Origin of the sequence: Burkholderia semiarida, from assembly GCF_029268935.1 — a bacterium.
GTDB classification, from domain to species: Bacteria; Pseudomonadota; Gammaproteobacteria; order Burkholderiales; family Burkholderiaceae; genus Burkholderia; species Burkholderia semiarida.
In genome coordinates this window covers 118,561-142,985 of record NZ_JAHLCL010000003.1, presented here as the reverse complement: position 1 = coordinate 142,985, position 24,425 = coordinate 118,561, and the positions used below count along the sequence as shown (strand labels likewise).

Annotated in this window: 24 protein-coding genes; 20 read left to right on the top strand and 4 right to left on the bottom strand. The window is 67.2% G+C overall.

The genetic code is table 11. From position 1 onward, the window contains the following. The 18 genes from KPB06_RS04405 to KPB06_RS04320 all read left to right on the top strand — a co-directional run. Window positions 1-293 (top strand): DUF3400 domain-containing protein (locus tag KPB06_RS04405; RefSeq protein ID WP_275920421.1); only part of this gene is annotated, 293 nt, incomplete at its 5' end. 87 nt (window positions 294-380) lie between these two features. Continuing rightward, the gene (locus KPB06_RS04400) at window positions 381-824 is read left to right on the top strand and encodes an HIT family protein (RefSeq protein ID WP_059578780.1); all 444 of its coding nucleotides are present in this window, start codon (window positions 381-383) and stop codon (window positions 822-824) included. After that, the gene (locus KPB06_RS04395; RefSeq protein ID WP_006487879.1) at window positions 821-1,234 is read left to right on the top strand and encodes a gamma-butyrobetaine hydroxylase family protein; all 414 of its coding nucleotides are present in this window, start codon (window positions 821-823) and stop codon (window positions 1,232-1,234) included. The genes KPB06_RS04400 and KPB06_RS04395 overlap by 4 nt, the downstream gene beginning before the upstream one ends. A 52-nt stretch (window positions 1,235-1,286) precedes the next feature. Continuing rightward, on the top strand, window positions 1,287-2,018 hold the full coding sequence (ubiE, locus tag KPB06_RS04390; RefSeq protein ID WP_059578778.1) for a bifunctional demethylmenaquinone methyltransferase/2-methoxy-6-polyprenyl-1,4-benzoquinol methylase UbiE: 732 nt from the start codon (window positions 1,287-1,289) through the stop codon (window positions 2,016-2,018). Window positions 2,019-2,059: 41 nt separating this feature from the next. Then, entirely contained in the window at window positions 2,060-3,094 is a 1,035-nt protein-coding gene (locus KPB06_RS04385) for a Tim44 domain-containing protein (protein ID WP_275905569.1), read from the top strand. 164 nt (window positions 3,095-3,258) lie between these two features. Then, window positions 3,259-3,885: a ubiquinone biosynthesis accessory factor UbiJ gene (locus tag KPB06_RS04380; RefSeq protein WP_059578773.1), complete on the top strand. Its 627-nt coding sequence runs from the start codon at window positions 3,259-3,261 to the stop codon at window positions 3,883-3,885. A gap of 12 nt (window positions 3,886-3,897) precedes the next feature. Then, complete coding sequence (ubiB, locus tag KPB06_RS04375; protein ID WP_059578770.1) at window positions 3,898-5,475, top strand: ubiquinone biosynthesis regulatory protein kinase UbiB; 1,578 nt, start codon at window positions 3,898-3,900, stop codon at window positions 5,473-5,475. Between the two features lie 17 nt (window positions 5,476-5,492). Then, the gene (locus KPB06_RS04370; protein ID WP_275905570.1) at window positions 5,493-6,119 is read left to right on the top strand and encodes a methyltransferase domain-containing protein; all 627 of its coding nucleotides are present in this window, start codon (window positions 5,493-5,495) and stop codon (window positions 6,117-6,119) included. A 95-nt stretch (window positions 6,120-6,214) separates the two neighbouring features. After that, window positions 6,215-6,577 (top strand): FmdB family zinc ribbon protein, encoded by a 363-nt coding sequence (locus KPB06_RS04365; RefSeq protein WP_059578765.1) that lies wholly within the window; start codon window positions 6,215-6,217, stop codon window positions 6,575-6,577. Window positions 6,578-6,638: 61 nt separating this feature from the next. Then, window positions 6,639-7,289 carry a DUF502 domain-containing protein gene (locus KPB06_RS04360; RefSeq protein ID WP_059578762.1) on the top strand — a complete coding sequence of 217 codons (651 nt, stop codon included), beginning with the start codon at window positions 6,639-6,641 and terminating at the stop codon, window positions 7,287-7,289. 67 nt (window positions 7,290-7,356) lie between these two features. Next, window positions 7,357-9,159, top strand: a complete 1,803-nt coding sequence (gene aspS / locus KPB06_RS04355) for an aspartate--tRNA ligase (RefSeq protein WP_006485737.1) — start codon at window positions 7,357-7,359, stop codon at window positions 9,157-9,159. A gap of 160 nt (window positions 9,160-9,319) precedes the next feature. Further along, a complete protein-coding gene (nudB, locus tag KPB06_RS04350; protein ID WP_059578816.1) occupies window positions 9,320-9,814 on the top strand; it encodes a dihydroneopterin triphosphate diphosphatase in 495 nt (164 codons plus the stop codon). Then, window positions 9,811-11,085, top strand: a complete 1,275-nt coding sequence (gene clsB / locus KPB06_RS04345; protein WP_059578760.1) for a cardiolipin synthase ClsB — start codon at window positions 9,811-9,813, stop codon at window positions 11,083-11,085. Before nudB ends, clsB begins: the two co-directional genes overlap by 4 nt. Window positions 11,086-11,284: 199 nt before the next feature. Next, complete coding sequence (locus KPB06_RS04340) at window positions 11,285-11,884, top strand: TetR/AcrR family transcriptional regulator (RefSeq protein ID WP_059578757.1); 600 nt, start codon at window positions 11,285-11,287, stop codon at window positions 11,882-11,884. 57 nt (window positions 11,885-11,941) lie between these two features. Then, window positions 11,942-13,729 carry an acyl-CoA dehydrogenase C-terminal domain-containing protein gene (locus tag KPB06_RS04335; protein WP_104011909.1) on the top strand — a complete coding sequence of 596 codons (1,788 nt, stop codon included), beginning with the start codon at window positions 11,942-11,944 and terminating at the stop codon, window positions 13,727-13,729. Between the two features lie 112 nt (window positions 13,730-13,841). Next, complete coding sequence (locus KPB06_RS04330) at window positions 13,842-16,277, top strand: 3-hydroxyacyl-CoA dehydrogenase/enoyl-CoA hydratase family protein (protein ID WP_059578752.1); 2,436 nt, start codon at window positions 13,842-13,844, stop codon at window positions 16,275-16,277. Window positions 16,278-16,299: 22 nt separating this feature from the next. Next, complete coding sequence (locus tag KPB06_RS04325; RefSeq protein WP_060314956.1) at window positions 16,300-17,499, top strand: acetyl-CoA C-acyltransferase; 1,200 nt, start codon at window positions 16,300-16,302, stop codon at window positions 17,497-17,499. A 91-nt stretch (window positions 17,500-17,590) separates the two neighbouring features. Beyond that, entirely contained in the window at window positions 17,591-18,358 is a 768-nt protein-coding gene (locus tag KPB06_RS04320; protein ID WP_124862634.1) for an enoyl-CoA hydratase, read from the top strand. Window positions 18,359-18,407: 49 nt separating this feature from the next. Here the strand turns inward: KPB06_RS04320 and fdhD are convergent, their stop codons facing one another. Continuing rightward, window positions 18,408-19,262 (bottom strand): formate dehydrogenase accessory sulfurtransferase FdhD, encoded by an 855-nt coding sequence (fdhD, locus tag KPB06_RS04315; RefSeq protein WP_099316803.1) that lies wholly within the window; start codon window positions 19,260-19,262, stop codon window positions 18,408-18,410. Between the two features lie 114 nt (window positions 19,263-19,376). On the opposite strand from fdhD, the gene KPB06_RS04310 reads away from it, so the two are divergent. Continuing rightward, a complete protein-coding gene (locus tag KPB06_RS04310; RefSeq protein ID WP_059642940.1) occupies window positions 19,377-19,859 on the top strand; it encodes a nitrate reductase associated protein in 483 nt (160 codons plus the stop codon). Between the two features lie 33 nt (window positions 19,860-19,892). Here KPB06_RS04310 and KPB06_RS04305 read toward each other — a convergent pair whose 3' ends face one another. Then, on the bottom strand, window positions 19,893-20,288 hold the full coding sequence (locus tag KPB06_RS04305; RefSeq protein ID WP_006485741.1) for an acyl-CoA thioesterase: 396 nt from the start codon (window positions 20,286-20,288) through the stop codon (window positions 19,893-19,895). Between the two features lie 175 nt (window positions 20,289-20,463). Here KPB06_RS04305 and KPB06_RS04300 point away from each other — a divergent pair, with 175 nt between their 5' ends. Further along, window positions 20,464-22,335, top strand: coding sequence for an ABCB family ABC transporter ATP-binding protein/permease (locus KPB06_RS04300; RefSeq protein ID WP_275920420.1), 1,872 nt, complete (start codon window positions 20,464-20,466; stop codon window positions 22,333-22,335). A 78-nt stretch (window positions 22,336-22,413) separates the two neighbouring features. On the opposite strand, the gene murU is transcribed toward KPB06_RS04300, so the two are convergent. Next, on the bottom strand, window positions 22,414-23,133 hold the full coding sequence (gene murU / locus KPB06_RS04295; protein ID WP_059578727.1) for an N-acetylmuramate alpha-1-phosphate uridylyltransferase MurU: 720 nt from the start codon (window positions 23,131-23,133) through the stop codon (window positions 22,414-22,416). A gap of 22 nt (window positions 23,134-23,155) precedes the next feature. Continuing rightward, complete coding sequence (locus tag KPB06_RS04290) at window positions 23,156-24,205, bottom strand: aminoglycoside phosphotransferase family protein (protein ID WP_059642949.1); 1,050 nt, start codon at window positions 24,203-24,205, stop codon at window positions 23,156-23,158. Window positions 24,206-24,425: the final 220 nt, after the last annotated feature.

The following is a 24,425-nucleotide window of genomic DNA, read 5'->3' as shown; positions in this document are numbered from 1 at the left end:
TGCGCTTCCGCAAGGAAGAGGAGATCCGCAAGGGCGCGGCGAAGCTGCGTGCGATTCCGGTGGTGGCGGGCGACGCGGCGGCGCCGGCGGCCGCTGCCGCGGCCGGCCCGGACGTGAAGATCCTGACGAGCTGCCCGTCGTGCCTGCAGGGGCTGTCGCGCTACGGCGAGGACGCGAATCTCGAAGCGGACTACATCGTGGTCGAGATCGCGCGCCAGGTGCTCGGCGAGAACTGGATGGCCGATTATGTCGCACGCGCCAACCATGGCGGGATCGAGCGCGTGCTGGTCTAATGCGGGCATGACGACCGCCCGGCCGGGCGACGGATGAGAGCGGGCGCCGGCGCTGATGCGCCGGCGCCCGTCCACATGGGAGCGACGATGGAATGCGTGTTTTGCCGTGAAGACGGCGGCGAGGTGCTCTGGCAGGACGATGCGCTGCGCGTCGTGCTCGCGACGGGCGAGCACGACTACCCGGGCTTCTGCCGGGTGATCTGGGGCGCGCACGTCGCCGAGTTCTCCGATCTCGGCGAGTCGGAGCGGGCACACTTGATGCGCGTGGTCTACACGGTCGAGCGGGCCGTGCGCCGCGTGATGCAGCCGAACAAGGTGAATCTCGCGAGCCTCGGCAACATGGTGCCGCACGTGCACTGGCACGTGATTCCGCGTTTTTCCAACGACGCCCATTTCCCGCAGCCCGTATGGGCGCCGCGCCAGCGCAGCGTGTCCGAGGCGCTGCTGCGCTCGCGCGCGGCGCAGGCCTCGCTGCTGCACAATGCGGTGCGCGAGGAAATTCAACGCATGACCGATTCGAGGCAGCCATGAGCGGTTTGACTTCCACGACGCCGATTCCGTCCGGCGTCGTCGTGCACGCGGTGTCGCGCGTGCTCGAATTGCAGTATCCGAACGGCGAGAGTTACCGGATTCCGTTCGAGCTGATGCGCGTGTATTCGCCGTCGGCCGAGGTGCGCGGCCACGGGCCCGGCCAGGAGACGTTGCAGACCGGCAAGCGCGAAGTGACGATCACCGCGCTCGAAGGCGTCGGCAACTACGCGCTGCAGCCGACGTTCTCCGACGGCCATTCGACCGGCATCTACTCGTGGGATCTGCTGTATGAACTGGCGACGCAGCAGGACGCGCTGTGGCGCGACTATTTCGACAAACTGAAGGCGGCGGGCGTCGAGCGCGACGCGCCGATGCAGGCGGCCGGCGCGCCGCACGGCCACTGCCACTGAAATCGACGGCGCCCGCTCGGCGCCGTCTTGCCATTTACTGAGGATCAACGCGATGAGCAAAACCCACTTCGGCTTCGAAAGCGTCGAGGAAAACGAAAAAGCGAAGAAAGTGGCGGGCGTGTTTCATTCGGTCGCGAGCAACTACGATCTGATGAACGACCTGATGTCGGCGGGCATGCACCGCGCGTGGAAGGCGTTCACGATCGCGCAGGCGAACGTGCGCCCCGGCTTCAAGGTGCTCGACATCGCGGCCGGCACCGGCGACCTGACCAAGTCGTTCGCGAAGGCGGCCGGGCCGACGGGCGAGGTCTGGCATACCGACATCAACGAATCGATGCTGCGCGTCGGCCGCGACCGGCTGCTCGACAAGGGCATCGTGACGCCGTCGCTGTTGTGCGACGCCGAGAAAATTCCCTTTCCGGACAACTACTTCGATGTGGTGACGGTCGCGTTCGGGCTGCGCAACATGACGCACAAGGACGCCGCGCTCGCCGAGATGCGCCGCGTGACGAAGCCCGGCGGCCGCGTGATGGTGCTGGAATTCTCGAAAGTCTGGGATCCGCTGAAAAAAGCGTACGATCTGTATTCTTTCAAAGTATTACCGTGGCTTGGCGACAAGTTCGCGAAAGATGCTGAAAGTTATCGGTATCTTGCTGAATCTATCCGGATGCACCCCGATCAGGACACGCTGAAGACGATGATGGAACAAGCGGGCCTCGATGCCGTCAAATATTACAATTTGTCAGGTGGCGTGGTAGCTTTACACATGGGAGCCAAGTACTAAGGGGCTCTTCCCATACATTTGTCTTACATCTGGAGAAACTGATGTTCGAATCGCGTTCGTTGTTCAACCGTGGCAAGCCGTCGAAGCCGTGGGCTCGACGGGTCGGCACCCTGCTGATGGTCGGCCTGCTCACGGCCGGCACGTTCGCATCGCTCGACGCTGAGGCCAAGCGCATGGGCGGCGGGCGCAGCATCGGCCGCCAGAATTCCACCGTCACGCAGCGTCAGGCCACGCCGCCCGCGCAGCAGCCGATGCAGCAAGCGGCGCCGTCGCAGGCGCAGCGTACGAACCCGGCCGCGCCCACGCCGGCCGCGCAACCCAACCGCTCGCGCTGGCTCGGGCCGATCGCCGGCCTCGCGGCCGGTCTCGGCATCGCGGCGCTGCTGTCGCACTTTGGCCTCGGCGGCGCGTTCGCGAGCATGATGGCGAACGTCATCGTGATCGCGTTGCTCGCGATGGTCGGCATCTGGCTGATCCGCAAGTTCATGAACCGCCGTCGCCCGCAGGAGCCGGCGTATTCGCTCGGCGGCGCGTCGTCGTCGTCGGGCGGCTACGCGCAAAGCCCGTCGTTCCAGCAGGGCAACACCGGCAGCAACTATGCAGGTAGCGGCAGCAGCTATGCGAACGAAGCGCAGAGCGTGTTCGGCGGCGGTGCGGCGGCGGCCGGTGCGGCAGGCGCGATGGCGGCTGCGCCGCTGCAGGTGCCGGCCGGCTTCGATACCGAAGCGTTCCTGCGCAGCGCGAAGGTGTACTTCGTGCGCCTGCAGGCCGCGTGGGACCAGGGCAACCTGGCCGACATCCGCGAGTTCACGACGCCCGAAATGTTCGCCGAGATCAAGATCGACCTCGATTCGCGCGGCAACGACGCGAACCAGACCGACGTCGTGCAGCTCGACGCCGAACTGGTCGCGATCGAGGATCGCGGCATCGAGCAGTCGGCGAGCGTACGCTTCCACGGCCTGATCCGCGAATCGGCGAATACGTCGGCCGCGCCGTTCGACGAGGTGTGGAACCTGTCGAAGTCGGGCAGTCAGGGCTGGCTGCTCGCGGGTATCCAGCAGATCAACACGCACTGAGCGTGACCGGCGGCCCGCGCCGCCGGGCATCCGGGCGACGGCCGCCGCACTGCGACCGCTTGCCGCCCGGGTGTACGGTCGGGCACGGTCTGCCGCCGATCCGACGTTACAATAGAAACCCGCGTGGGCGCCCGGCCTGCGCGGGTTTTTTCTTTCCCAGCCCGATGACCTTTGCCGCCAAGCCTTTTGCTGCTGCCGTCAATCACCTGCTCGCGCGCGAATCGTGGGCGCGCGACCGCCTGATTCCCTATGCGGGCAAGACTGCCCGGATCGACGTGCCTCCCGTCACGCTCACGCTGCTCGTGCAGCCCGACGGTTATCTGTCGGCCGTCGACGCGCACGATGCGCAACAGGTCGACGTGTCGATCGCGCTCGCCGGCGACACGGTCGCCGCGTTCCTGCAGGGCGGCCAGGCGGCCGTGATGAAGCACGTGAAGATCGAGGGCGACGCGGAATTCGCGACGCAGATCGCGAAGCTGGCCGAGCATCTGCGCTGGGAACCTGAGGAAGATCTCGCGAAGCTGGTCGGCGACGCGGCCGCGTACCGGATCGCGACGTTCGTGCGCGACGCCGGCGCGCGCGTGCGCCGCACCGGCCGCAACGTGCTCGATTCCGTCGCCGAATACTGGCTCGACGAGAACCCGCAAGTCGTCCGGCGCGCGTCGCTCGGCGGTTTCGACGCGGAACTGGCGCGCGCGCGCGATGCGCTCGCGCGGGTCGAAAAGCGGGTCGAGCGACTCGAACAAAAAATCGGCGCGCGCACGGGTTCCGGCCCGCGCGGCGCGCACTGAGGGCCGCAGGGCATGCGCATTTTCCGTTTCATCAAGATTGTCTACACCGTCATCCGCTTTGGTCTCGACGAAGTGATGCTGTCCCGGATCGACGACCGGCGCGTGAAGCTGCTGCTGCGGATCACGACGATCGGCCGCCGCTATTCCGATCCGCCCGCCGTACGGCTGCGTCACGCGCTCGAAAGCCTCGGCCCGATCTTCGTGAAGTTCGGCCAGGTGCTGTCGACGCGCCGCGACCTGCTGTCGGTCGATTTCGCGAACGAACTCGCGAAGCTGCAGGACCAGGTGCCGCCGTTCGATTCGGCCGTCGCGATCGCGATCATCGAGAAATCGCTCGGCGCGCCGGTCGACGAACTGTTCGACGAATTCGAGCGCGAGCCGATCGCGAGCGCGTCGATCGCACAGGTGCATTTCGCGAAGCTGAAGCAGGGCGCGCATGCGGGCAAGGCGGTCGCCGTCAAGGTGCTGCGCCCGAACATGCTGCCGGTGATCGATTCCGACCTCGCGCTGATGCGCGACATCGCGACGTGGACCGAGCGCATGTGGGCCGACGGCCGACGCCTGAAGCCGCGCGAGGTCGTCGCCGAATTCGACAAGTACCTGCACGACGAGCTCGACCTGATGCGCGAGGCCGCGAACGGCAGCCAGCTGCGCCGCAACTTCGCGGGCCTCGACCTGCTGCTCGTGCCGGAGATGTTCTGGGATTTCTCGACGTCGCAGGTGCTCGTGATGGAGCGCATGACCGGCGTGCCGATCAGCCAGGTCGAGACGCTGCGCTCGGCGGGCGTCGACATCAAGAAGCTCGCGCGCGAAGGCGTCGAGATCTTCTTCACGCAGGTGTTCCGCGACGGCTTCTTCCATGCGGACATGCACCCCGGCAACATCCAGGTGAGCCTCGATCCGAACACGTTCGGCCGCTATATCGCGCTCGATTTCGGGATCGTCGGCGCGCTGTCCGATTTCGACAAGAACTACCTCGCGCAGAACTTCCTCGCGTTCTTCAAGCGCGACTACCACCGCGTCGCGACGCTGCACCTCGAATCGGGCTGGGTGCCGCCCGAGACGCGCGTCGAGGAGCTCGAAAGCGCGATTCGCGCGGTGTGCGAGCCGTATTTCGACCGCGCGCTGAAGGACATTTCGCTCGGCCAGGTGCTGATGCGCCTGTTCTCGACGTCGCGCCGCTTCAACGTCGAGATCCAGCCGCAGCTCGTGCTGCTGCAGAAGACGATGCTGAACGTGGAAGGGCTCGGCCGCTCGCTCGACCCCGAACTCGATCTGTGGAAGACCGCGAAGCCGTATCTCGAGCGCTGGATGACCGAGCAGATCGGCCTGCGCGGCTGGTACGAGCGGTTCAAGGTCGAGGCGCCGCAGTGGAGCAAGACGCTGCCGCAGCTGCCGCGCCTGATCCACCATGCGATGGCCGCGCGCCACGACGCGCCGCGCGCCGCGAGCGAGGAGCTGATGCGCCAGATCCTCGTCGAGCAGAAACGGACGAACCGGCTGATGCAGGCGTTGCTGATCTTCGGCCTGGCCGTCGGCGTCGGCGCGCTCGTCGCGCGCGTGCTGCTCGCGCTCGCGTACGGCGCCTGATCGAAAGGAGCGCGGCGATGTCCGATCCGAAGCAACCGGCCGCACCGTCGGCCGCCGATTTCGCGACGCGCGACCCGGGCAGCGCGTCGTTCTGGAATGAGCGCTTCGAGCGCGGCGTGACGCCGTGGGAATTCGGCGGCGTGCCCGACGGCTTTCGCGTGTTCGCGCGGCGGCTCGAGCCGTGCGCGGTGCTGATCCCCGGCTGCGGCAGCGCGCAGGAGGCTGGATGGCTCGCGCAGGCCGGCTGGCCGGTGCGCGCGATCGATTTCGCCGCGCAGGCGGTCGCTGCCGCGAAGGCGCAGCTCGGCGCGCATGCGGACGTCGTCGAGCAGGCGGATTTTTTCCAGTACCGGCCGCCGTTCGACGTGCAGTGGGTGTACGAGCGAGCGTTTCTGTGCGCGTTGCCGCCGGCCATGCGTGCCGACTATGCGGCGCGGATGGCCGAGCTGCTGCCCGCGGGCGGCTTGCTGGCCGGTTATTTCTTCTTGGTGGCGAAGCCGAAGGGGCCGCCGTTCGGCATCGAGCGTGCGGAGCTCGGCGCGCTGCTCGCGCCGCACTTCGAACGGGTGGAGGATTTGCCGGTGACCGATTCGCTGGCCGTGTTCGACGGGCACGAGCGCTGGCTCACGTGGCGTCGCCGCTGATGCGCCGGCGTCTCGGCCATTGCCGGAGCGCGCCCGGGTTTCGGCTATAATTCAAGGTTTTGCAAGCCGTTTCCAGTTTCCGCGGGAAAAATATCATGCCGATCTACGCCTATCGATGCGAAGCGTGCGGTTTCGCGAAGGACGTGCTCCAGAAGATGAGCGACGCGCCGCTGTCGCAATGCCCTGAATGCGGGAAGGATGCTTTTCGCAAACAGGTGACTGCCGCCGGGTTCCAGCTCAAGGGCTCGGGGTGGTATGTCACCGATTTCCGCGGTGGCTCGGGCGGCACCAGCGCACCGGCGGCGACGTCGGGCGACGCGGCGCCGGCAGCCTCCGGGGCGCAAGCCGCACCCGCCGCGGCCGCGCCGGCCGCGCCGGCCGCGGCGAGCAGTTCAAGCAGCACCACGACGACGAGCGCCGCGCCGGCACCGGCCGCGACGCCCGCCGCCGGCAGTTGACCGTCGCGGCCCGGCCGGGTCGCGACCAACCCGCGCCGCCGGCGCGGTTCATTGACGGCAGATGATGAAAAAGACGACCCTGAAAACGGTGTTCCTGACCGGCTTGCTGGTTCTCGTCCCGCTCGCGATCACGCTGTGGGTGCTCGGCCTCATCATCGGCACGATGGATCAGACGCTGCTCCTGCTGCCCGAATCGTGGCAGCCCGAGCGGATGCTCGGCTTCCATCTGCCGGGGATCGGCGCGGTGCTGACGCTCGCGTTCATCTTCGTGGTCGGGCTGGCCACGCAGAACTTCATCGGCCAGAAGCTCGTCACGTGGTGGAACGCGGTCGTGCGCCACATCCCGGTCGTCGGGCCGATCTACACGAGCGTCAAGCAGGTATCGGACACGCTGCTGTCGAGCAGCGGCAACGCGTTCCGCAAGGCGCTGCTGATCGAATACCCGCGCCGCGGCTCGTATACGATCGCGTTTCTGACCGGCGTGCCCGGCGGCGACGTGGTCAACCATCTGACGGAAGAGTACGTGAGCGTGTACGTGCCCACGACGCCGAACCCGACATCCGGCTTCTTCCTGATGCTGCCGAAGAGCGAAGTCATCGAACTCGACATGTCGGTCGATGCCGCGCTCAAGTACATCGTCTCGATGGGCGTCGTGGCGCCTTCGGCGCCGGTTCCGGCGCCCGCCCGCCGTCCCGTCGAGCCGCCGCTGTAAGTAAAGAATCATCGCCCGGGCCGCGCGTTGCGGCGCCCGTTGATCAAACCGAACGAAAGCAAACATCATGTCGATGCGTACTGAATACTGCGGTCTCGTGACCGAACACCTGCTGGGCCAAACCGTGTCGCTGTGCGGCTGGGTGCAGCGCCGCCGCGATCACGGCGGTGTGATCTTCATCGACCTGCGCGATCGTGAAGGCCTCGTGCAGGTGGTGTGCGACCCGGATCGCGCCGAGATGTTCGCGACCGCCGAAGGCGTGCGCAACGAGTTCTGCGTGCAGATCAAGGGCCTCGTGCGCAACCGTCCGGAAGGCACGGTCAACGCCGGCCTGAAGAGCGGCAAGATCGAAGTGCTGTGCCACGAGCTGAACGTGCTGAACGCGTCGGTCACGCCGCCGTTCCAGCTCGACGACGACAACCTGTCGGAAACGACGCGCCTCACGCACCGCGTGCTCGACCTGCGCCGCCCGCAGATGCAGCACAACCTGCGCCTGCGCTACCGCGTCGCGATCGAGGCACGCAAGTATCTCGACGAGCAGGGCTTCATCGACATCGAAACGCCGATGCTGACGAAGAGCACGCCGGAAGGCGCGCGCGACTATCTCGTGCCGTCGCGCGTGAACGCGGGCCAGTTCTTCGCGCTGCCGCAGTCGCCGCAGCTGTTCAAGCAGCTGCTGATGGTCGCGAACTTCGACCGTTACTACCAGATCACCAAGTGCTTCCGCGACGAGGATCTGCGCGCCGACCGCCAGCCGGAATTCACGCAGATCGACTGCGAGACGTCGTTCCTCGGCGAGCAGGAAATCCGCGACCTGTTCGAGGACATGATCCGTCACATCTTCAAGACGACGATCGACGTCGAGCTCGACGCGAAATTCCCGGTGATGCCGTACTCCGAAGCGATGGCGCGTTTCGGTTCGGACAAGCCGGACCTGCGCGTGCAGCTCGAATTCACCGAGTTGACCGACGCGATGAAGGACGTCGACTTCAAGGTGTTCAGCACGCCGGCCAACGCGAAGGACGGCCGGGTCGCGGCGCTGCGCGTGCCGAAGGGCGGCGAGCTGTCGCGCGGCGACATCGACGGCTACACCGAATTCGTGCGCATCTACGGCGCGAAGGGCCTCGCTTGGATCAAGGTCAACGAGAAGGCGAAGGGCCGCGACGGCCTGCAAAGCCCGATCGTCAAGAACCTGCACGACGCATCGATCGCGGCGATCCTCGAGCGCACCGGCGCTGAGGACGGCGACATCATCTTCTTCGCGGCCGACCGCGCGAAGGTCGTCAACGACAGCCTCGGCGCGCTGCGCCTGAAGATCGGCCATTCGGAATTCGGCAAGGCGAACGGTCTCGTCCAGGCAGGCTGGAAGCCGCTGTGGGTCGTCGACTTCCCGATGTTCGAATACGACGACGAAGACGCGCGCTACGTCGCCGCGCACCATCCGTTCACGAGCCCGAAGGACGAGCACCTCGAGTACCTCGAGACCGATCCGGGCCGCTGCCTCGCGAAGGCGTACGACATGGTGCTGAACGGCTGGGAAATCGGCGGCGGCTCGGTGCGTATCCACCGCGAGGAAGTGCAGAGCAAGGTGTTCCGCGCGCTGAAGATCGGCGCGGAAGAAGCGCAGGCGAAGTTCGGCTTCCTGCTGGACGCGCTGCAGTACGGCGCGCCGCCGCACGGCGGTATCGCGTTCGGTCTCGACCGCATCGTCACGATGATGGCCGGCGCCGATTCGATCCGCGACGTGATCGCGTTCCCGAAGACCCAGCGTGCGCAGGATCTGCTCACGCAGGCGCCGAGCCCGGTCGACGAGCGTCAACTGCGCGAGCTGCACATCCGTCTGCGTCAGCCGGAGCAGCCGAAGGCGTAACGCGCTTTCGCCCCCTCTGTCGTGTGTGCGGTCACGCCCACACGACACCCATGAAAAAGGCGCTGATGCGCCTTTTTCATTTTTTGCGGTACAGTCGCAGCACTTGCCGCACGTTCGGGGCACAGGGTCGACGCTCGGCCTCGTGCCGCATGAAACCAAGATGACGAAGCCGCCGAAAATCCCTGAATCCGTTCTCGTCGTGATCTACACGCCCGACCTCGACGTGCTCGTGATCAAGCGTGCCGACCAGCCCGATTTCTGGCAATCGGTCACCGGCTCGAAGGACGCGCTCGACGAGCCGCTCGCGCTCACCGCCGCGCGCGAAGTAGCCGAGGAAACCGGCATCGCGGTCGGCACGCCCGACGTGCCGGCCAGCGCGCTCGTCGACTGGCATCACCGGATCGAATACACGATCTATCCGCAATACCTGCACCGCTATGCGCCGGGCGTCACGCGCAACGTCGAGCACTGGTTCGGGCTGTGCGTGCCGCATCGTGTCGACGTGACGCTGTCGCCGCGCGAGCACGTCGATCACGCGTGGCTGCCGTTCCGCGAGGCGGCCGCGCGCTGTTTCTCGCCGTCGAACGCCGAGGCGATCCTGCAATTGCCCGTACGCGTGGCGCTCGCGCGCGCGCCGCACGGCTCGTCCGCATGAATGCGGAAACCCGCAAGCGCTTCGCGCAATTGCGGCAGATGTTCCTGCAGGAGCGCGGCTCCGCGTCGCGGCTCGCGTTTACGGCCGGCAACACCGTGCGGCTGTGCGAAACCGGCGGCGAATTCTTCCAGGCGCTGATCGATCGGATCGATGCCGCCCGCGAGCAGGTGATGCTCGAAACCTACATCTTCTGCGACGACGCGGCCGGCCGGCCGGTGTCGGACGCGCTGATCCGCGCCGCGCGGCGCGGCGTGCGCGTGCGCGTGATCACCGACGGCATCGGCACCGCCCGCCTGCCGCTGTTCGACACGTGGGCCGAGGCCGGTGTCGAGCACTGCATCTACAACCGCTACCTGTTTGGCCGCTTCGGCTTCTCGCGCACGCACCGCAAGCTCGCGGTGGTCGATCACGCGGTCGCGTTCTGCGGCGGCATCAACATCGTCGACGACTACACGCAGGGCAGCGCGACGCTGCCGTTCCCGCGCTGGGATTTCGCGGTCGAGATGGCCGGGCCCGCGGTGTCCGACGTGCGCGCCGCGTTCGAGCTGCAGTGGCACCGGATCCAGTTCGGCCACAAGCCGTACGCGCAGTACGCGGCCGGGCTGCACGGCGGCGAAGCGTTCCCGGACATGTTCCGGCGCTGGATGCGCAGCCACCGGTGGATCAAGGCCGGCGCGCTGCGGGTCGTGACCGAGCCGAGCGTCGCGTTCGTCGCGCGCGACAACGTCGTGAACCGCCGCGCGATCGAGAAGGCGTATCTCGCGGCGATCGGCCAGGCGCGCCAGCGGATCCTGCTCGCGAATCCGTACTTCATGCCGGGCCGCAAGCTGCGCCGCGCGCTGACGGGCGCGGCCCGCCGCGGCGTCGACGTGCAGGTGCTGATCGGCCGCAAGGAGTTCACGGCGCTCGATACGGCCGTGCCGTTCCTGTATCACTCGCTGTTGCGCGCGGGCGTGCGCGTCGCCGAATACGACAAGACGATCCTGCACGGCAAGGTCGCCGTGATCGACGACAACTGGGCGACGGTCGGCTCGTCGAATCTGGACGCGCTGAGCCTGATGCTGAACAATGAAGCGAACGTCGTGCTGGTGCGCTACGATGCAGTCACGAACCAGTTGCGCGACGCGATCGCCACCGCGTTCGCCGAAGGGCGCGAGATCGACGCCGCGCACTACGCCGCGCGCCCGCGCATCGAGCGGCTGCTGAACTGGCTGGCGTACAACACGTACCGCCTCCTGATGAAGGCGCTGACGGTCGGCGGTTACGACTGACGCAGACTAAGCATTCACTTCAAAAATCCGTCCGCACGTTCGTGCGGAAAAGCCGCTCCGGTCCCGCCGGAATCGCGCAAAATAGCGGCTCGGTTAGACACCGGTTTCTAATAATTTCCTTGTTTCGCGAGCGGCCGCACTCAATAATAGTACGGCCGTTCGATTTTATTCGAACCCCCGAACGGTTACAGAAATAGCTATGCGAAAAGGCGAACAGACGCGTGCCGCGATACTCGAAGCTGCTTTGGACCTCGCCAGCCGTGACGGGCTGGAGGGGCTGACGATCGGCCTGCTGGCCGAGCGCATGCAGATGAGCAAGAGCGGCGTGTTCGCGCACTTCGGATCGCGCGAGGACCTGCAGGTCGAGGTCGTGCGCGAGTACCACCATCGTTTCGAGAACGAGGTGTTCTTTCCGAGCCTGCGCGAGGCGCGCGGTCTGCCGCGTCTTCGGGCGATGCTGGCGCGCTGGATGGAGAAGCGCATCCAGGAGGTGACGACCGGGTGCATCTACATCAGCGGCGCGGTGGAGTACGACGACCGGCCGGACAGCCCCGTGCGCGAACAGTTGATCGCGAGCGTAACCGCCTGGCGTGCCGCGTTGCTGCGCGCCATTTCGCAGGCGATGGAAGAAGGGCATCTGCGCGCGGATACGGATCCGGAATTGATGCTCTTCGAGTTGTACAGCTTCACGCTCGGCCTGCATCACGACGCACGCTTCCTGCATTCGCCGGACGCCGTGCGCCTCACGTGGGCCGCGCTGGAAAAGACGATTGTTTCGTATCAGAGCGAGAGCCGTTAGCGGCGCGTGACCCGCCCGCCAGGAGCTCGAGCCGTTTGCCCACCTTTGGAGAGAGTCATGGGACAGTACGCCGCGCCGCTGCGCGACATGCAATTCGTGTTGCACGAGCTTCTGAACGTCGAAGCCGAAGTCAAGCAAATGCCCAAGCATGCGGACCTCGACGCCGACACGATCAACCAGGTCCTCGAGGAAGCGGGCAAGTTCTGCTCCGAGGTACTGTTCCCGCTGAACCAGGTCGGCGACCGCGAAGGCTGCACGTATGAAGGCGACGGCGTCGTGAAGACCCCGACCGGCTTCAAGGAAGCGTATCAGCAGTACGTCGAGGCCGGCTGGCCGGCGCTCGGCTGCGATCCGGACTACGGCGGCCAGGGGCTGCCCGCGTTCGTGAACAACGCACTCTACGAAATGCTGAACTCGGCGAACCAGGCCTGGACGATGTATCCGGGCCTGTCGCACGGCGCGTACGAATGCCTGCACGCGCACGGCGCGCCGGAACTGCAGCAGCAATACCTGCCGAAGCTCGTGTCGGGCGAATGGACCGGCACGATGTGCCTGACCGAGCCGCACTGCGGCACCGACCTCGGCATCCTGCGCACCAAGGCCGAACCGAACGGCGACGGCTCGTACTCGATCAGCGGCACGAAGATCTTCATCTCGAGCGGCGAGCACGACATGTCGAAGAACATCGTCCACCTCGTGCTCGCGCGCCTGCCGGACGCGCCGCAAGGCACGAAGGGGATCTCGCTGTTCATCGTGCCGAAGTTCATTCCGGACGCTTCGGGCGAGCCGGGCGAGCGCAACGGCATCAAGTGCGGCTCGATCGAGCACAAGATGGGCATCCACGGCAACTCGACGTGCGTGATGAACCTCGACGGTGCGAAGGGCTGGATGGTCGGCGAGCCGAACAAGGGCTTGAACGCGATGTTCGTGATGATGAATGCCGCGCGTCTGGGTGTCGGCATGCAGGGCCTCGGCCTCACGGAAGTCGCGTACCAGAACTCGCTGACGTACGCGAAGGAACGCCTGCAGATGCGTTCGCTGACCGGCCCGAAGGCACCGGACAAGCCGGCCGATCCGATCATCGTGCACCCGGACGTGCGCCGCATGCTGCTCACGCAGAAGGCCTACGCGGAAGGCGCGCGCGCATTCACGTACTGGTCCGCGCTGCAGATCGACAAGGAGCTGTCGCACGCCGACGAAGCGGTGCGCAAGGAAGCGGCCGACCTCGTCGCGCTGCTCACGCCGATCATCAAGGCGTTCCTGACCGACAACGCGTTCGAGTGCACGAACCATGCGATGCAGATCTACGGCGGCCACGGCTTCATCTCCGAGTGGGGCATGGAGCAGTACGTGCGCGACGCGCGGATCAACATGATCTACGAAGGCACGAACTCGATCCAGTCGCTCGACCTGCTGGGCCGCAAGGTGCTCGGCGACATGGGCGCGAAGCTGAAGAAGTTCGGCAAGCTCGTGACCGAATTCGCGGAAGCCGAAGGCGTGAAGCCCGAGATGGCCGAGTTCATCAACCCGCTCGCCGACATCGGTGAAAAGGTGCAGAAGCTGACGATGGAAATCGGCATGAAGGCGATGCAGAACCCGGACGAAGTCGGCGCCGCGGCCGTGCCGTACCTGCGCACCGTCGGCCACCTGGTGTTCTCGTACTTCTGGGCGCGCATGGCGCGCATCGCCCTCGACAACGAAGCGTCGGGCGATCCGTTCTACAAGTCGAAGCTCGCCACCGCCCGCTTCTACTTCGCGCGCCTGCTGCCCGAAACGGCATCGACGATCCGCGCCGCGCGCGCCGGTTCGAAGACGCTGATGGAAGTCGACGAATCGCTGTTCTGATCCAAGTCCGGGCGGTGCGCGCCGCGCGCCGCCCGAACGCAACGGTTCTGGTACTCACTTCGCCGTGCAGCCCCCATATTCCGCGCTGCACGACACTATCCGGAGACATCCCGTGAGCAATTTCCTGATTCGCAAGGTCGCCGTGCTGGGCGCCGGCGTGATGGGCGCGCAGATCGCCGCGCACCTCGTCAACGCGCGCGTGCCGGTGCTGCTGTTCGACCTGCCGGCCAAGGAAGGCCCGAAAAACGCGATCGCGCTGAAGGCGATCGAGAACCTGAAGAAGCTGTCGCCCGCGCCGTTCGGCGTGAAGGACGACGCGAAGTATCTCGAAGCGGCGAACTACGAGGACGACATCGCGAAGCTCGCCGAATGCGACGTCGTGATCGAGGCGATCGCCGAGCGGATGGACTGGAAGCACGACCTGTACAAGAAGGTCGCACCGCACATCGCCTCGCACGCGATCTTCGCGACCAACACGTCGGGCCTGTCGATCACGAAGCTGTCCGAAGGTTTCTCGGACGAGCTGAAGGCGCGCTTCTGCGGCGTGCACTTCTTCAACCCGCCGCGCTACATGCACCTCGTCGAGCTGATCCCGACCGCGCATACGCGCCCGGAAATCCTCGACCAGCTCGAAACGTTCCTGACGAGCGTCGTCGGCAAGGGCGTCGTGCGCGCGAAGGACACGCCGAACTTCATCGCGAACCGCGTCGGCATCTTCTCGATCCTCGCGGTGATCACCGAGGCCGCGAAGTTCGGCCTGCGCTTCGACGAAGTCGACGACCTGACGGGCAGCCGCCTCGGCCGCGCGAAGTCGGCGACGTTCCGCACCGCGGACGTGGTCGGCCTCGACACGATGGCGCACGTGATCAAGACGATGCAGGACAACCTCGCCGACGATCCGTTCTTCCCGGTCTACCAGACGCCCGCCGTGCTCGCCGAGCTGGTGAAGCAGGGCGCGCTCGGCCAGAAGACGGGCGGCGGGTTCTACAAGAAGGAAGGCAAGGCGATCAAGGTGCTCGACGCGAAGACGGGCACCTACGTCGACTCGGGCGCGAAGGCGGACGAAACGGTCGGCCGCATCCTGAAGCGTCCGCCGGCGGAACGCCTGAAGCTGCTGCGCGAGACGAACCATCCGCACGCGCAGTTCCTGTGGTCGATCTTCCGCGACGTGTTCCACTACATCGGCGTGCATCTCGAATCGATCGCCGACAACGCGCGCGACGTCGACCTCGCGATCCGCTGGGGCTTCGGCTGGAACGAAGGCCCGTTCGAAGGCTGGCAGGCCGCCGGCTGGAAGCAGGTCGCCGAATGGGTGCAGGAAGACATCGCGGCCGGCAAGGCGCTCGCGAACGTGCCGCTGCCGTCGTGGGTACTCGAAGGCCCGGTCGCCGAGAAGGGCGGCGTGCACACGGCCGAAGGCTCGTGGGCGCCGGCCGCCAAGCGTTTCGTGCCGCGTTCGGACCTGGCCGTGTACGACAAGCAGGTGTTCCGTGCGCCGCTCGTCGGCGAAGCCGGCGCCGACCCGAAGACGTACGGCAAGACGCTGTTCGAAACCGACGCGGTGCGCGCGTGGGTCGACGATCGTGCCGGCGAGGACGACGTCGTGATCGTGTCGTTCAAGTCGAAGATGAACACGATCGGACCGAGCGTGATCGACGGCCTCGTGCAGGCGATCGAACTCGCGGAGAAGGATTACAAGGGCGTGGTGATCTGGCAGCCGACGTCGCTGAAGCTCGGCACGCCGGGCGGCCCGTTCTCGGCAGGCGCGAACCTCGAGGAGGCGATGCCCGCGTTCATGATGGGCGGCGCGAAGGGCATCGAGCCGTTCGTGAAGAAGTTCCAGGAAGGCATGCTGCGCGTGAAGTACGCGAACGTGCCGGTCGTCGCGGCCGTGTCGGGCATCGCGCTCGGCGGCGGGTGCGAGCTGATGCTGCACAGCGCGAAGCGCGTCGTGCACGTCGAGAGCTACATCGGCCTCGTCGAAGTGGGCGTCGGCCTCGTGCCGGCCGGCGGCGGCCTGAAGGAAGCGGCGCTGCGCGCAGCGGAAGCCGCGACGGCCGCGAACGCGACCACCGACATCCTGAAGTTCGTCACGAAGTCGTTCGAGAACGCGGCGATGGCGAAGGTGTCGTCGTCCGCGCACGACGCGCGTGCGATGGGCTACGTGAAGCCGTCCGACACGATCGTCTTCAACGTGTTCGAACTGCTCGACACCGCGAAGAAGGAAGCGCGTGCGCTGGCCGCCACCGGCTACCGCGCGCCGCTGCGCGCGAAGGACGTGCCGGTCGCGGGCCGCTCGGCGATCGCGACGATCAAGGCATCGCTCGTCAACATGCGTGACGGCCGCTTCATCAGCGACCACGACTACCTGATCGCGAGCCGCATCGCCGAAGCCGTGTGCGGCGGCGACGTCGAAGCCGGCAGCCTCGTCGACGAAGAATGGCTGCTCGCGCTCGAGCGTCGCGCGTTCGTCGAGCTGCTCGGCACGCAGAAGACGCAGGAACGGATCATGGGCATGTTGCAGACCGGCAAGCCGGTGCGTAACTGAGCGAGCAGACAAGGAGTCTGAAATGAGCAAACAACTGCAAGACGCATACATCGTCGCCGCCAGCCGCACCCCGATTGGCAAGGCCCCGCGCGGTGTCTTCAAGAACACGCGCCCCGACGAACTCCTGGTTCACGCGATCAAGTCGGCGGTCGCTCAGGTGCCCGGCCTCGACACGAAGGTGATCGAGGACGCGATCATCGGCTGCGCGATTCCGGAAGCAGAGCAGGGCCTGAACGTCGCGCGCATGGGCGCGCTGCTGGCGGGCCTGCCGCAGACGGTCGGCGGCGTGACGGTCAACCGCTTCTGCGCGTCGGGCATCACCGCGCTGGCGATGGCGGCCGACCGCATCCGCGTCGGCGAATCGGACGCGATCTTCGCGGGCGGCTGCGAATCGATGAGCATGGTGCCGATGATGGGCAACAAGCCGTCGATGTCGCCGCACATCTTCGATCGCAGCGAAGACTTCGGCATCGCGTACGGGATGGGCCTGACGGCCGAGCGCGTCGCCGAGCAGTGGAAGGTGAGCCGCGAGGACCAGGACGCGTTCTCGGTCGAGTCGCACCGCAAGGCGCTCGCCGCGCAGCAGGCCGGCGAGTTCGGCGACGAAATCGCCGCGTACACGATCACCGAGCGTTTCCCGAACCTCGCGACCGGCGAAGTCGACGTGAAGACGCGCGAGATCAAGCTCGACGAAGGTCCGCGCGCGGATACGTCGCTCGAAGGCCTCGCGAAGCTGCGCACGGTGTTCGCGAACAAGGGCTCGGTCACGGCCGGCAACAGCTCGCAGACGTCGGACGGCGCGGGCGCGCTGCTCGTCGTGTCGGAGAAGGTGCTCAAGGCATTCAACCTGACGCCGCTCGCGCGCTTCGTGAGCTTCGCCGTGCGCGGCGTGCCGCCGGAAATCATGGGTATCGGTCCGAAGGAAGCGATTCCGGCCGCGCTGAAGGCCGCCGGCCTGAAACAGGACGATCTCGACTGGATCGAACTGAACGAAGCGTTCGCCGCGCAATCGCTGGCGGTGATGCGCGACCTCGGCCTCGATCCGTCGAAGGTCAACCCGATGGGCGGCGCGATCGCACTGGGCCACCCGCTCGGCGCGACCGGCGCGATCCGCGCGGCGACCGTCGTGCACGGCCTGCGCCGCCGCAACCTGAAGTACGGGATGGTCACGATGTGCGTCGGCACCGGCATGGGCGCCGCGGGCATCATCGAGCGCCTGTAAGCGAGGCGCGGATAAAAGCGACGACGGTGCGCGGGCCACGAGCTCGCGCACCGTTTTTTCATTCCGGTAGAGACAGTCAAAGGAGACGGTTGTGGCCGACATTCAAGTGGAACGCGCCGACGGCGTGATGACGATCACGATCGCACGCCCGGCGAAGAAGAATGCGCTGACGGCGGCGATGTACCAGACGATGGCCGACGCGCTCGCCGACGCGCAGGAAGACAAGGCGACGCGCGTGATCCTGCTGCGCGGCAGCGACGGCAATTTCAGCGCGGGCAATGATCTCGAGGATTTCCTGAAATCGCCGCCGAAGGACGACACCGCCTCGGTGTTCCAGTTCCTGGCGCGGATCAGCAGCGCGAGCAAGCCGATCGTGGCAGCGGTGCCGGGCATTGCGGTCGGCGTCGGCGTGACGATGCTGCTGCACTGCGATCTGGTCTACGCGGCCGACACCGCGACGTTCTCGCTGCCTTTCGTGCAGCTCGGGCTGTGCCCGGAAGCCGCGTCGAGCGCGCTGCTGCCGCGCCTGGCCGGCCATCAGGTCGCCGCCGAGAAGCTGCTGCTGGGCGAGGCGTTCGACGCGCTGGAAGCGCACCGGATCGGCATCGTCAACCGCGTGCTGCCGGCGGCGGAGCTCGACGCATTCGCGGCGAAGCAGGCGGCGAAGCTGGCGGCGCTGCCGGCGGCATCGCTGCGTGTGACCAAGGCGCTGCTCAAGGAGACGGGCGGCGTGGCGACGCCCGCGCGGATGGCCGAGGAAGCGCGCCATTTCGCCGCGATGCTGCGCGCGCCGGAGGCACGCGAGGCGATGACGGCGTTCTTCGAGAAGCGCAAGCCGGATTTCCGTCAGTTCGACTGACGGAGCAGGCCGCGCCGGCGGTGGCTTGCCGGCGCGGCTTCGACCGCGATCAGGCCGTGCCGTAGTCGACGTGGCCCGTTTCGCGGCAGAAGCTGACGAGCCGCAAGCCGGCCGCCTTCGCGATCTCGATCGCGAGCGACGACGGCGCGGAGATGGTCGCGACCAGCGGGATGCCGACCCGCGCGGCCTTGCGTACCAGCTCATAGCTCGCGCGGCTCGACAGGAACACGAAGCCGTCGGTGGTATCGGCGCGCGACAGCACGAGCGAGCCGATCAGCTTGTCGAGCGCATTGTGGCGGCCGACATCCTCGAATGCCGCACGGATCGCGCCTGTTGCGTCGCACCACGCGGCCGCGTGCAGGCCGCCGGTCAGTTTCGTGAGCGCCTGATGCGCCGGCAGCGCATGCGCGGCGCGCGCCAGCGCATCGGGCGCGAGGCGCGCGAGAAAGCCGGTATCGGGCACGCGTTCGGGCGCCAGATCGAGCAGGTCGATGCTTTCGATGCCGCACACGCCGCAGCCCGTGCGCCCGGCGAGCGCGCGGCGCCGGTCCTTCAGCGCGGCGAACGCCTGCTGGACGACTTCCAGGTGGACTTCCGCGTGCGGCAACGGCGCATCGGCATGCAGGATTACCTCGATGTCCTTGATGTCGCTGCCGCGCGCGACGATCCCCTCCGAGATCGCGAAGCCGACCGCGAACGCTTCGAGGTCGCATGGGGTACACATCATCACCGCGTGCGAGATGCCGTTGAAGACGAGTGCGACCGGCCATTCCTGGCCGACGAAGTCGTGCGCGGTTTCGACCGCGCCGCCGCGCGTGCGGCTCACGGGCAGCTCGATCGCGCCGCGCGCTTCATCGCGCAACGCGTCGCGCGGATCGTCTGATTGGGTCGGATTCACGAGCACTCCCGTTGATTCGACGCACGGCCGGCGACGATCGTGCCGCCGCCCGCGCGCAGAGGTTCTAAAATACCCCAGGCAAGCCGGCCGCGCCGGCATCCGCCACGTCAGGTAACGACCATGGGACTCAGCGACGCTCCGTTGCTCTTCAACTTCGAACACGATTCGTCGGAAAACTTCACGTACATCCCGATGATCGTGCGTTTCAATCTCGACCGCTTCGGGCTGCGGATTTCGCTCGAACAGTGGCAACTGCTGCCGCTCGAGGATCGCAAGCTGCTCGCGCGCTTCCCGGCCGACGACGACACCGCGATCGAGCCCAACTTCGATCATGCGCTGTTCGAAATGCTGCGCACGCACGCCGATCTGGAGCCGTCATGGTTTCAGCCGGACGAGCAGCCGGCCTGGCGCGACGTCGACACGGTGCCGGAGTCGCTCGTGCAGCAGAGCGCGCTGGCCGGGCTGCCGGCGCCCGCGCTCGCGCAGTGGCAGCGGCTCGCGCCGTTCCAGCGCTACGTGCTGGTGAAGCTGTCGCGCAAGCCGAAGCTGAATCACGATTTCCTGCCCGCGATGCGGGAGTTCGGGCTGACGGCCACGCATTGACGGCCGCCTGCCGCGCCGCTGCGCGTGCCCGCGTCAGAGCGGCGGCAGTTGCCGCGGCTTGCGGTCCGGGCCGGTCGCGACGTAGGTGAGCGTCGCTTCGGTGACCTTCACGACTTCGCCCATCAGGCGCATGCGCTGCGCGTACACCTCGACGTCGACCGTGATCGACGTGTTGCCGGTGCGCATGATCGTGGCGTAGAAGCTCAGCAGATCGCCGACGAATACCGGCTGCTTGAACACGAACGAGTTGACCGCGACCGTCGCGACGCGGCCGTTCGCGCGCTGGCTCGCGGGAATCGAGCCGGCGATGTCGACCTGCGACATGATCCAGCCGCCGAACACGTCGCCGTGAACGTTCGCGTCGTGCGGTTGCGGGACGACGCGCAGCGCGGGCTGCTTCTGCGGGAGTTCGAGGGTCGAATCGGTCATGGCGGGGGCTTTCATCCTGTAATAAATGGGCCGCCGCGCGCAGGCCGGCCGGCAAGGCCGCCGGCAGCGGCGCGAAGCGGCTTCTGCGACAATACAACGTTCGCAAATTGTACGAGAAAGCGCGCGAGCCGGCCGTCGATACGCGCGTCCGGCATCGCCGCAGGACCTTTTCCCCATGCGCCGATTTCCCGCTTCCGGCGAGCCCGCGCCGGCTTCGACCGGGCCTCGCAACGACTGGCAGACCATCCGGTCGCTGCTGCCGTACCTGACCACCTACAAATGGCGGGTCGCGCTCGCGCTCGGCTGCCTGATCGGCGCGAAGGTCGCGAACCTCGGCGTGCCGGTCGTGATGAAGCGTATCGTCGATCACCTGTCCGCCGTGCAGCAGCTCACCGCGCTCGGCCGTGCCGAGCAATCGGCCGGGATCGTGCTCGCGGGCGGTGTCGGGCTGCTGGTCGTCGCGTATGCGCTCGTGCGGCTGTCGACGTCGCTCTTTACCGAGCTGCGCGAGATCCTGTTCTCGAAGGTCACCGAGAGCGCGGTGCGCCAGCTCGCGCTGCAGGTGTTCCGGCATCTGCACGGGCTGTCGCTGCGGTTTCATCTCGAACGCCAGACGGGCGGCATGTCGCGCGACATCGAGCGCGGCACGCGCGGCATCCAGCAACTGATTTCGTATTCGCTGTACAGCATCCTGCCGACGCTCGTCGAGGTCGGGCTCGTGCTCGGCTTCTTCGTGGTCAAGTACGAGGCGTACTACGCGTACGTGACGTTCGCCGCGCTCGTCACGTACATCGTGTTCACCGTGAAGGTCACCAACTGGCGCACGCACTTCCGCCGCGCGATGAACGAGCTCGATTCGCGCGCGAACTCGCGGGCGATCGACTCGCTGATCAACTACGAGACGGTGAAGTACTTCGGCAACGAGGAGTGGGAGGCGCAGCGCTACGACGAGAACCTGCAGCGCTACCGGAAGGCCGCGATCCGCTCGCAGAACTCGCTGTCGGTGCTGAACTTCGGCCAGCAGGCGATCATCGGCACGGGGCTCGTGTTCATCCTGTGGCGCGCGACGCAGGGCGTGCTCGCGGGCAAGCTGACGCTCGGCGATCTCGTGCTGATCAACACGTTCATGCTGCAGCTGTACATCCCGCTGAATTTCCTGGGCGTCGTCTATCGCGAGCTGAAGCAGAGCCTCACCGACATGGATCGGATGTTCGGGCTGCTGTCGGCGCCGAAGGAAGTGGCCGACCGGCCGGATGCGCCGCCGCTCGCGGTGGCCGGTGCGCAGGTGCGCTTCGAGCACGTGAACTTCGCGTACGAGCCGTCGCGGCCGATCCTGCACGACGTGACCTTTACGATCGAGGCCGGCACGACGACCGCGGTGGTCGGCCACAGCGGTTCGGGGAAATCGACGCTGTCGCGGCTGCTGTTCCGCTTCTACGATCTCGACCGGCAGACGGGCGGCGCGATCCGGATCGACGGGCAGGACATTCGCGACGTCACGCAGGAATCGCTGCGCGCGTCGATCGGGATCGTGCCGCAGGACACCGTGCTGTTCAACGATTCGATCTATTACAACATCGCGTACGGCCGGCCGACGGCGAGCCGCGACGAGGTGGTCGCGGCCGCGCGCGCCGCGCACATCCACGATTTCATCGAGAGCTTGCCGAAGGGCTATGACACGCCGGTCGGCGAGCGCGGGCTGAAGCTGTCCGGCGGCGAGAAGCAGCGCGTCGCGATCGCGCGCACGCTGCTGAAGGATCCGCCGGTGCTGCTGTTCGACGAAGCGACGGCGGCGCTCGATTCGCGCTCGGAACGCGCGATCCAGCACGAACTCGACCAGATCGCGCGGCATCGCACGACGCTCGTGATCGCGCACCGGCTGTCGACGGTCGTGCACGCGCAGCAGATTCTCGTGATGGATCACGGGCGGATCGTCGAGCGCGGCACGCACGACGAACTCGTGCGCGCCGACGGGCTGTATGCGCAGATGTGGGCGCTGCAGCAGCAGCGCGCGGCAGCCGGCGGGGAAGAGGCCGAGGCCGCGTAACGGCTTGCGGGTGTGCTGCGTGCCGTGGCGCGCAGCGGGCGGCCGGCACGACGGTGCGCAGCCGTCCGTCGGCTCCGCTCAGCCCGCGGCGCGCAGCCGCGCGTCCAGCTCGCCGAGCTGCGCGGGCGTGCCGACGTTCTCCCAGATGCCTTCGTACAGTTCGCCGCTCGCGTGGCCGGCCTCGATCGCCGCGCGGTAGTACGGCGTCAGCGCGCGCCGCGTGCCGGGCGCGAGGTCGCGGAACATCCGTGTGTCGTACAGGCCGATGTTGCCGAACGTGAAGCGCGCGGCGCCGTCGAGCGCGAGACGGCCGTCGTCGCCGAGCGCGAAGTCGCCGGCCGGGTGGAACGGCGGGTTCGGCACCATCACGAGGTGCATCGCCGGCGTGTCGAGTGCGGCCATCCGGGCGGCGCGCGGCGCGAGCGTCCGGTAGTCGAAGGCGCAGTACACGTCGCCGCTGACGGCCGCGAACACGGTCGGTTGGCCGTCGCGCTCGATGAGCGGCAGCGCCTGTGCGATGCCGCCGGCGGTTTCCAGCGCTTCGCCTTCGGCCGAATACGCGAGCCGCACGCCCCAGCGCGAACCGTCGCCGAGCGCGGCCTCGATCCGTTCGCCGAGCCACGCATGGTTGATCACGATCGTGTCGATGCCCGCACGCGCGAGCGCCTCGATCTGCCACACGATCAGCGGCTTGCCGCCGGCTTCGAGCAGCGGCTTCGGGCAGGTGTCGGTCAGCGGACGCATCCGTTCGCCGCGTCCGGCGGCGAAGATCATCGCCGTGGTCAGGGTAGGGCTCATGTTCGACTGGGTGTAAGGGCGCTCAGAACGTATAGCCGACGTCGGCCGGCGCGTTGCCCTCGAGCTCGTCGAGCAGCTTCGCGAACGGCACGAGCGGACGATAGCGCAGCGCGACCTTGCGCGCATACGCGAGGAAGCGCGGCAGGTCGTTCAGGTAGTGCGGCTTGCCGTCGCGGTAGTTGATGCGCGCGAACAGGCCGAGGATCTTGATGTGGCGCTGCAGGCCCATCCATTCGAGCTGGCGGTAGAACTCGCCGAAGTCGGGATCGACCGGCAGGCCGGCCTTTTTCGCCTTTTCCCAGTAGTACGCGAAGCAGTCGAGCTCGAATTCCTCGTCCCAGCTGATGAACGCGTCGCGCAGCAGCGACACGACGTCGTACGTCAGCGGCCCGTACACGGCGTCCTGGAAGTCGAGCACGCCCGGGTTCGGCTCGCAGACCATCAGGTTGCGCGGCATGAAGTCGCGCAGCATGAAGCCTTGCGGCTGCGCGTGCGCGCTCGCGACCAGCAGCGCGAACGTGCGGTCGAGCGTGCCGCGCATCGCGTCGGTGACGGGCTTGCCGAGGTGGCGGCCGACGAACCATTCGGGCATCAGCTCCATTTCGCGGCGCAGGAACGCTTCGTCGAACGGCGGCAGCACGTCGGGCTTCGACGTGAGCTGGAAGCGGATCAGCGCGTCGAGCGCCGCCCGCATCAGCGGTTTTGCGGCGGCCGGGTCGGCCGGATCGAGCACCGAGATGTACGACGTGCGGCCGAGGTCCGTCACGAGCATGAAGCCCGCGTCGAAATCGTGGGCGAGCACGTCCGGCACGTGGTCGCCGGCCGCGGCGAGCAACTGCGCGACCTGGACAAATTCGCGGCACTTCTCGGGCGGCGGCGCGTCGACGGCGATCAGCGTGCCGCCGGGGCTCGCGGCGGACGCGACGCGGAAATAGCGGCGGAAACTGGCGTCCGACGACGCGGGCGCGAGGGTCGACAGATCGAGGGCGTAGCGCCCGGCGAGCGGGCGCAGCCACGCGGTGAGCGCGTCGAGGCGGGCGTCGGGCTGGGATGCGGCGGATGGGGGCGTCATGAAACTCGGCGGAGGGGGGAACGTCTTGCCATATAATACCCCACGACTTTTTTGACGCGCCCCGCGTCAGCTTCCGCCGTGCAGGCCCGCGCCTGTCGCGACGTCCGCCCGATCGCCTCCCCGGTTTGCGAAGAGCCGCAGTCGCGGCTCGACGGCGCGGTCCGCCGCGCGCGAAGGTGCCGTGCAGGCGCGGTTGACAAGGGGCGATTCGCCAAACGAT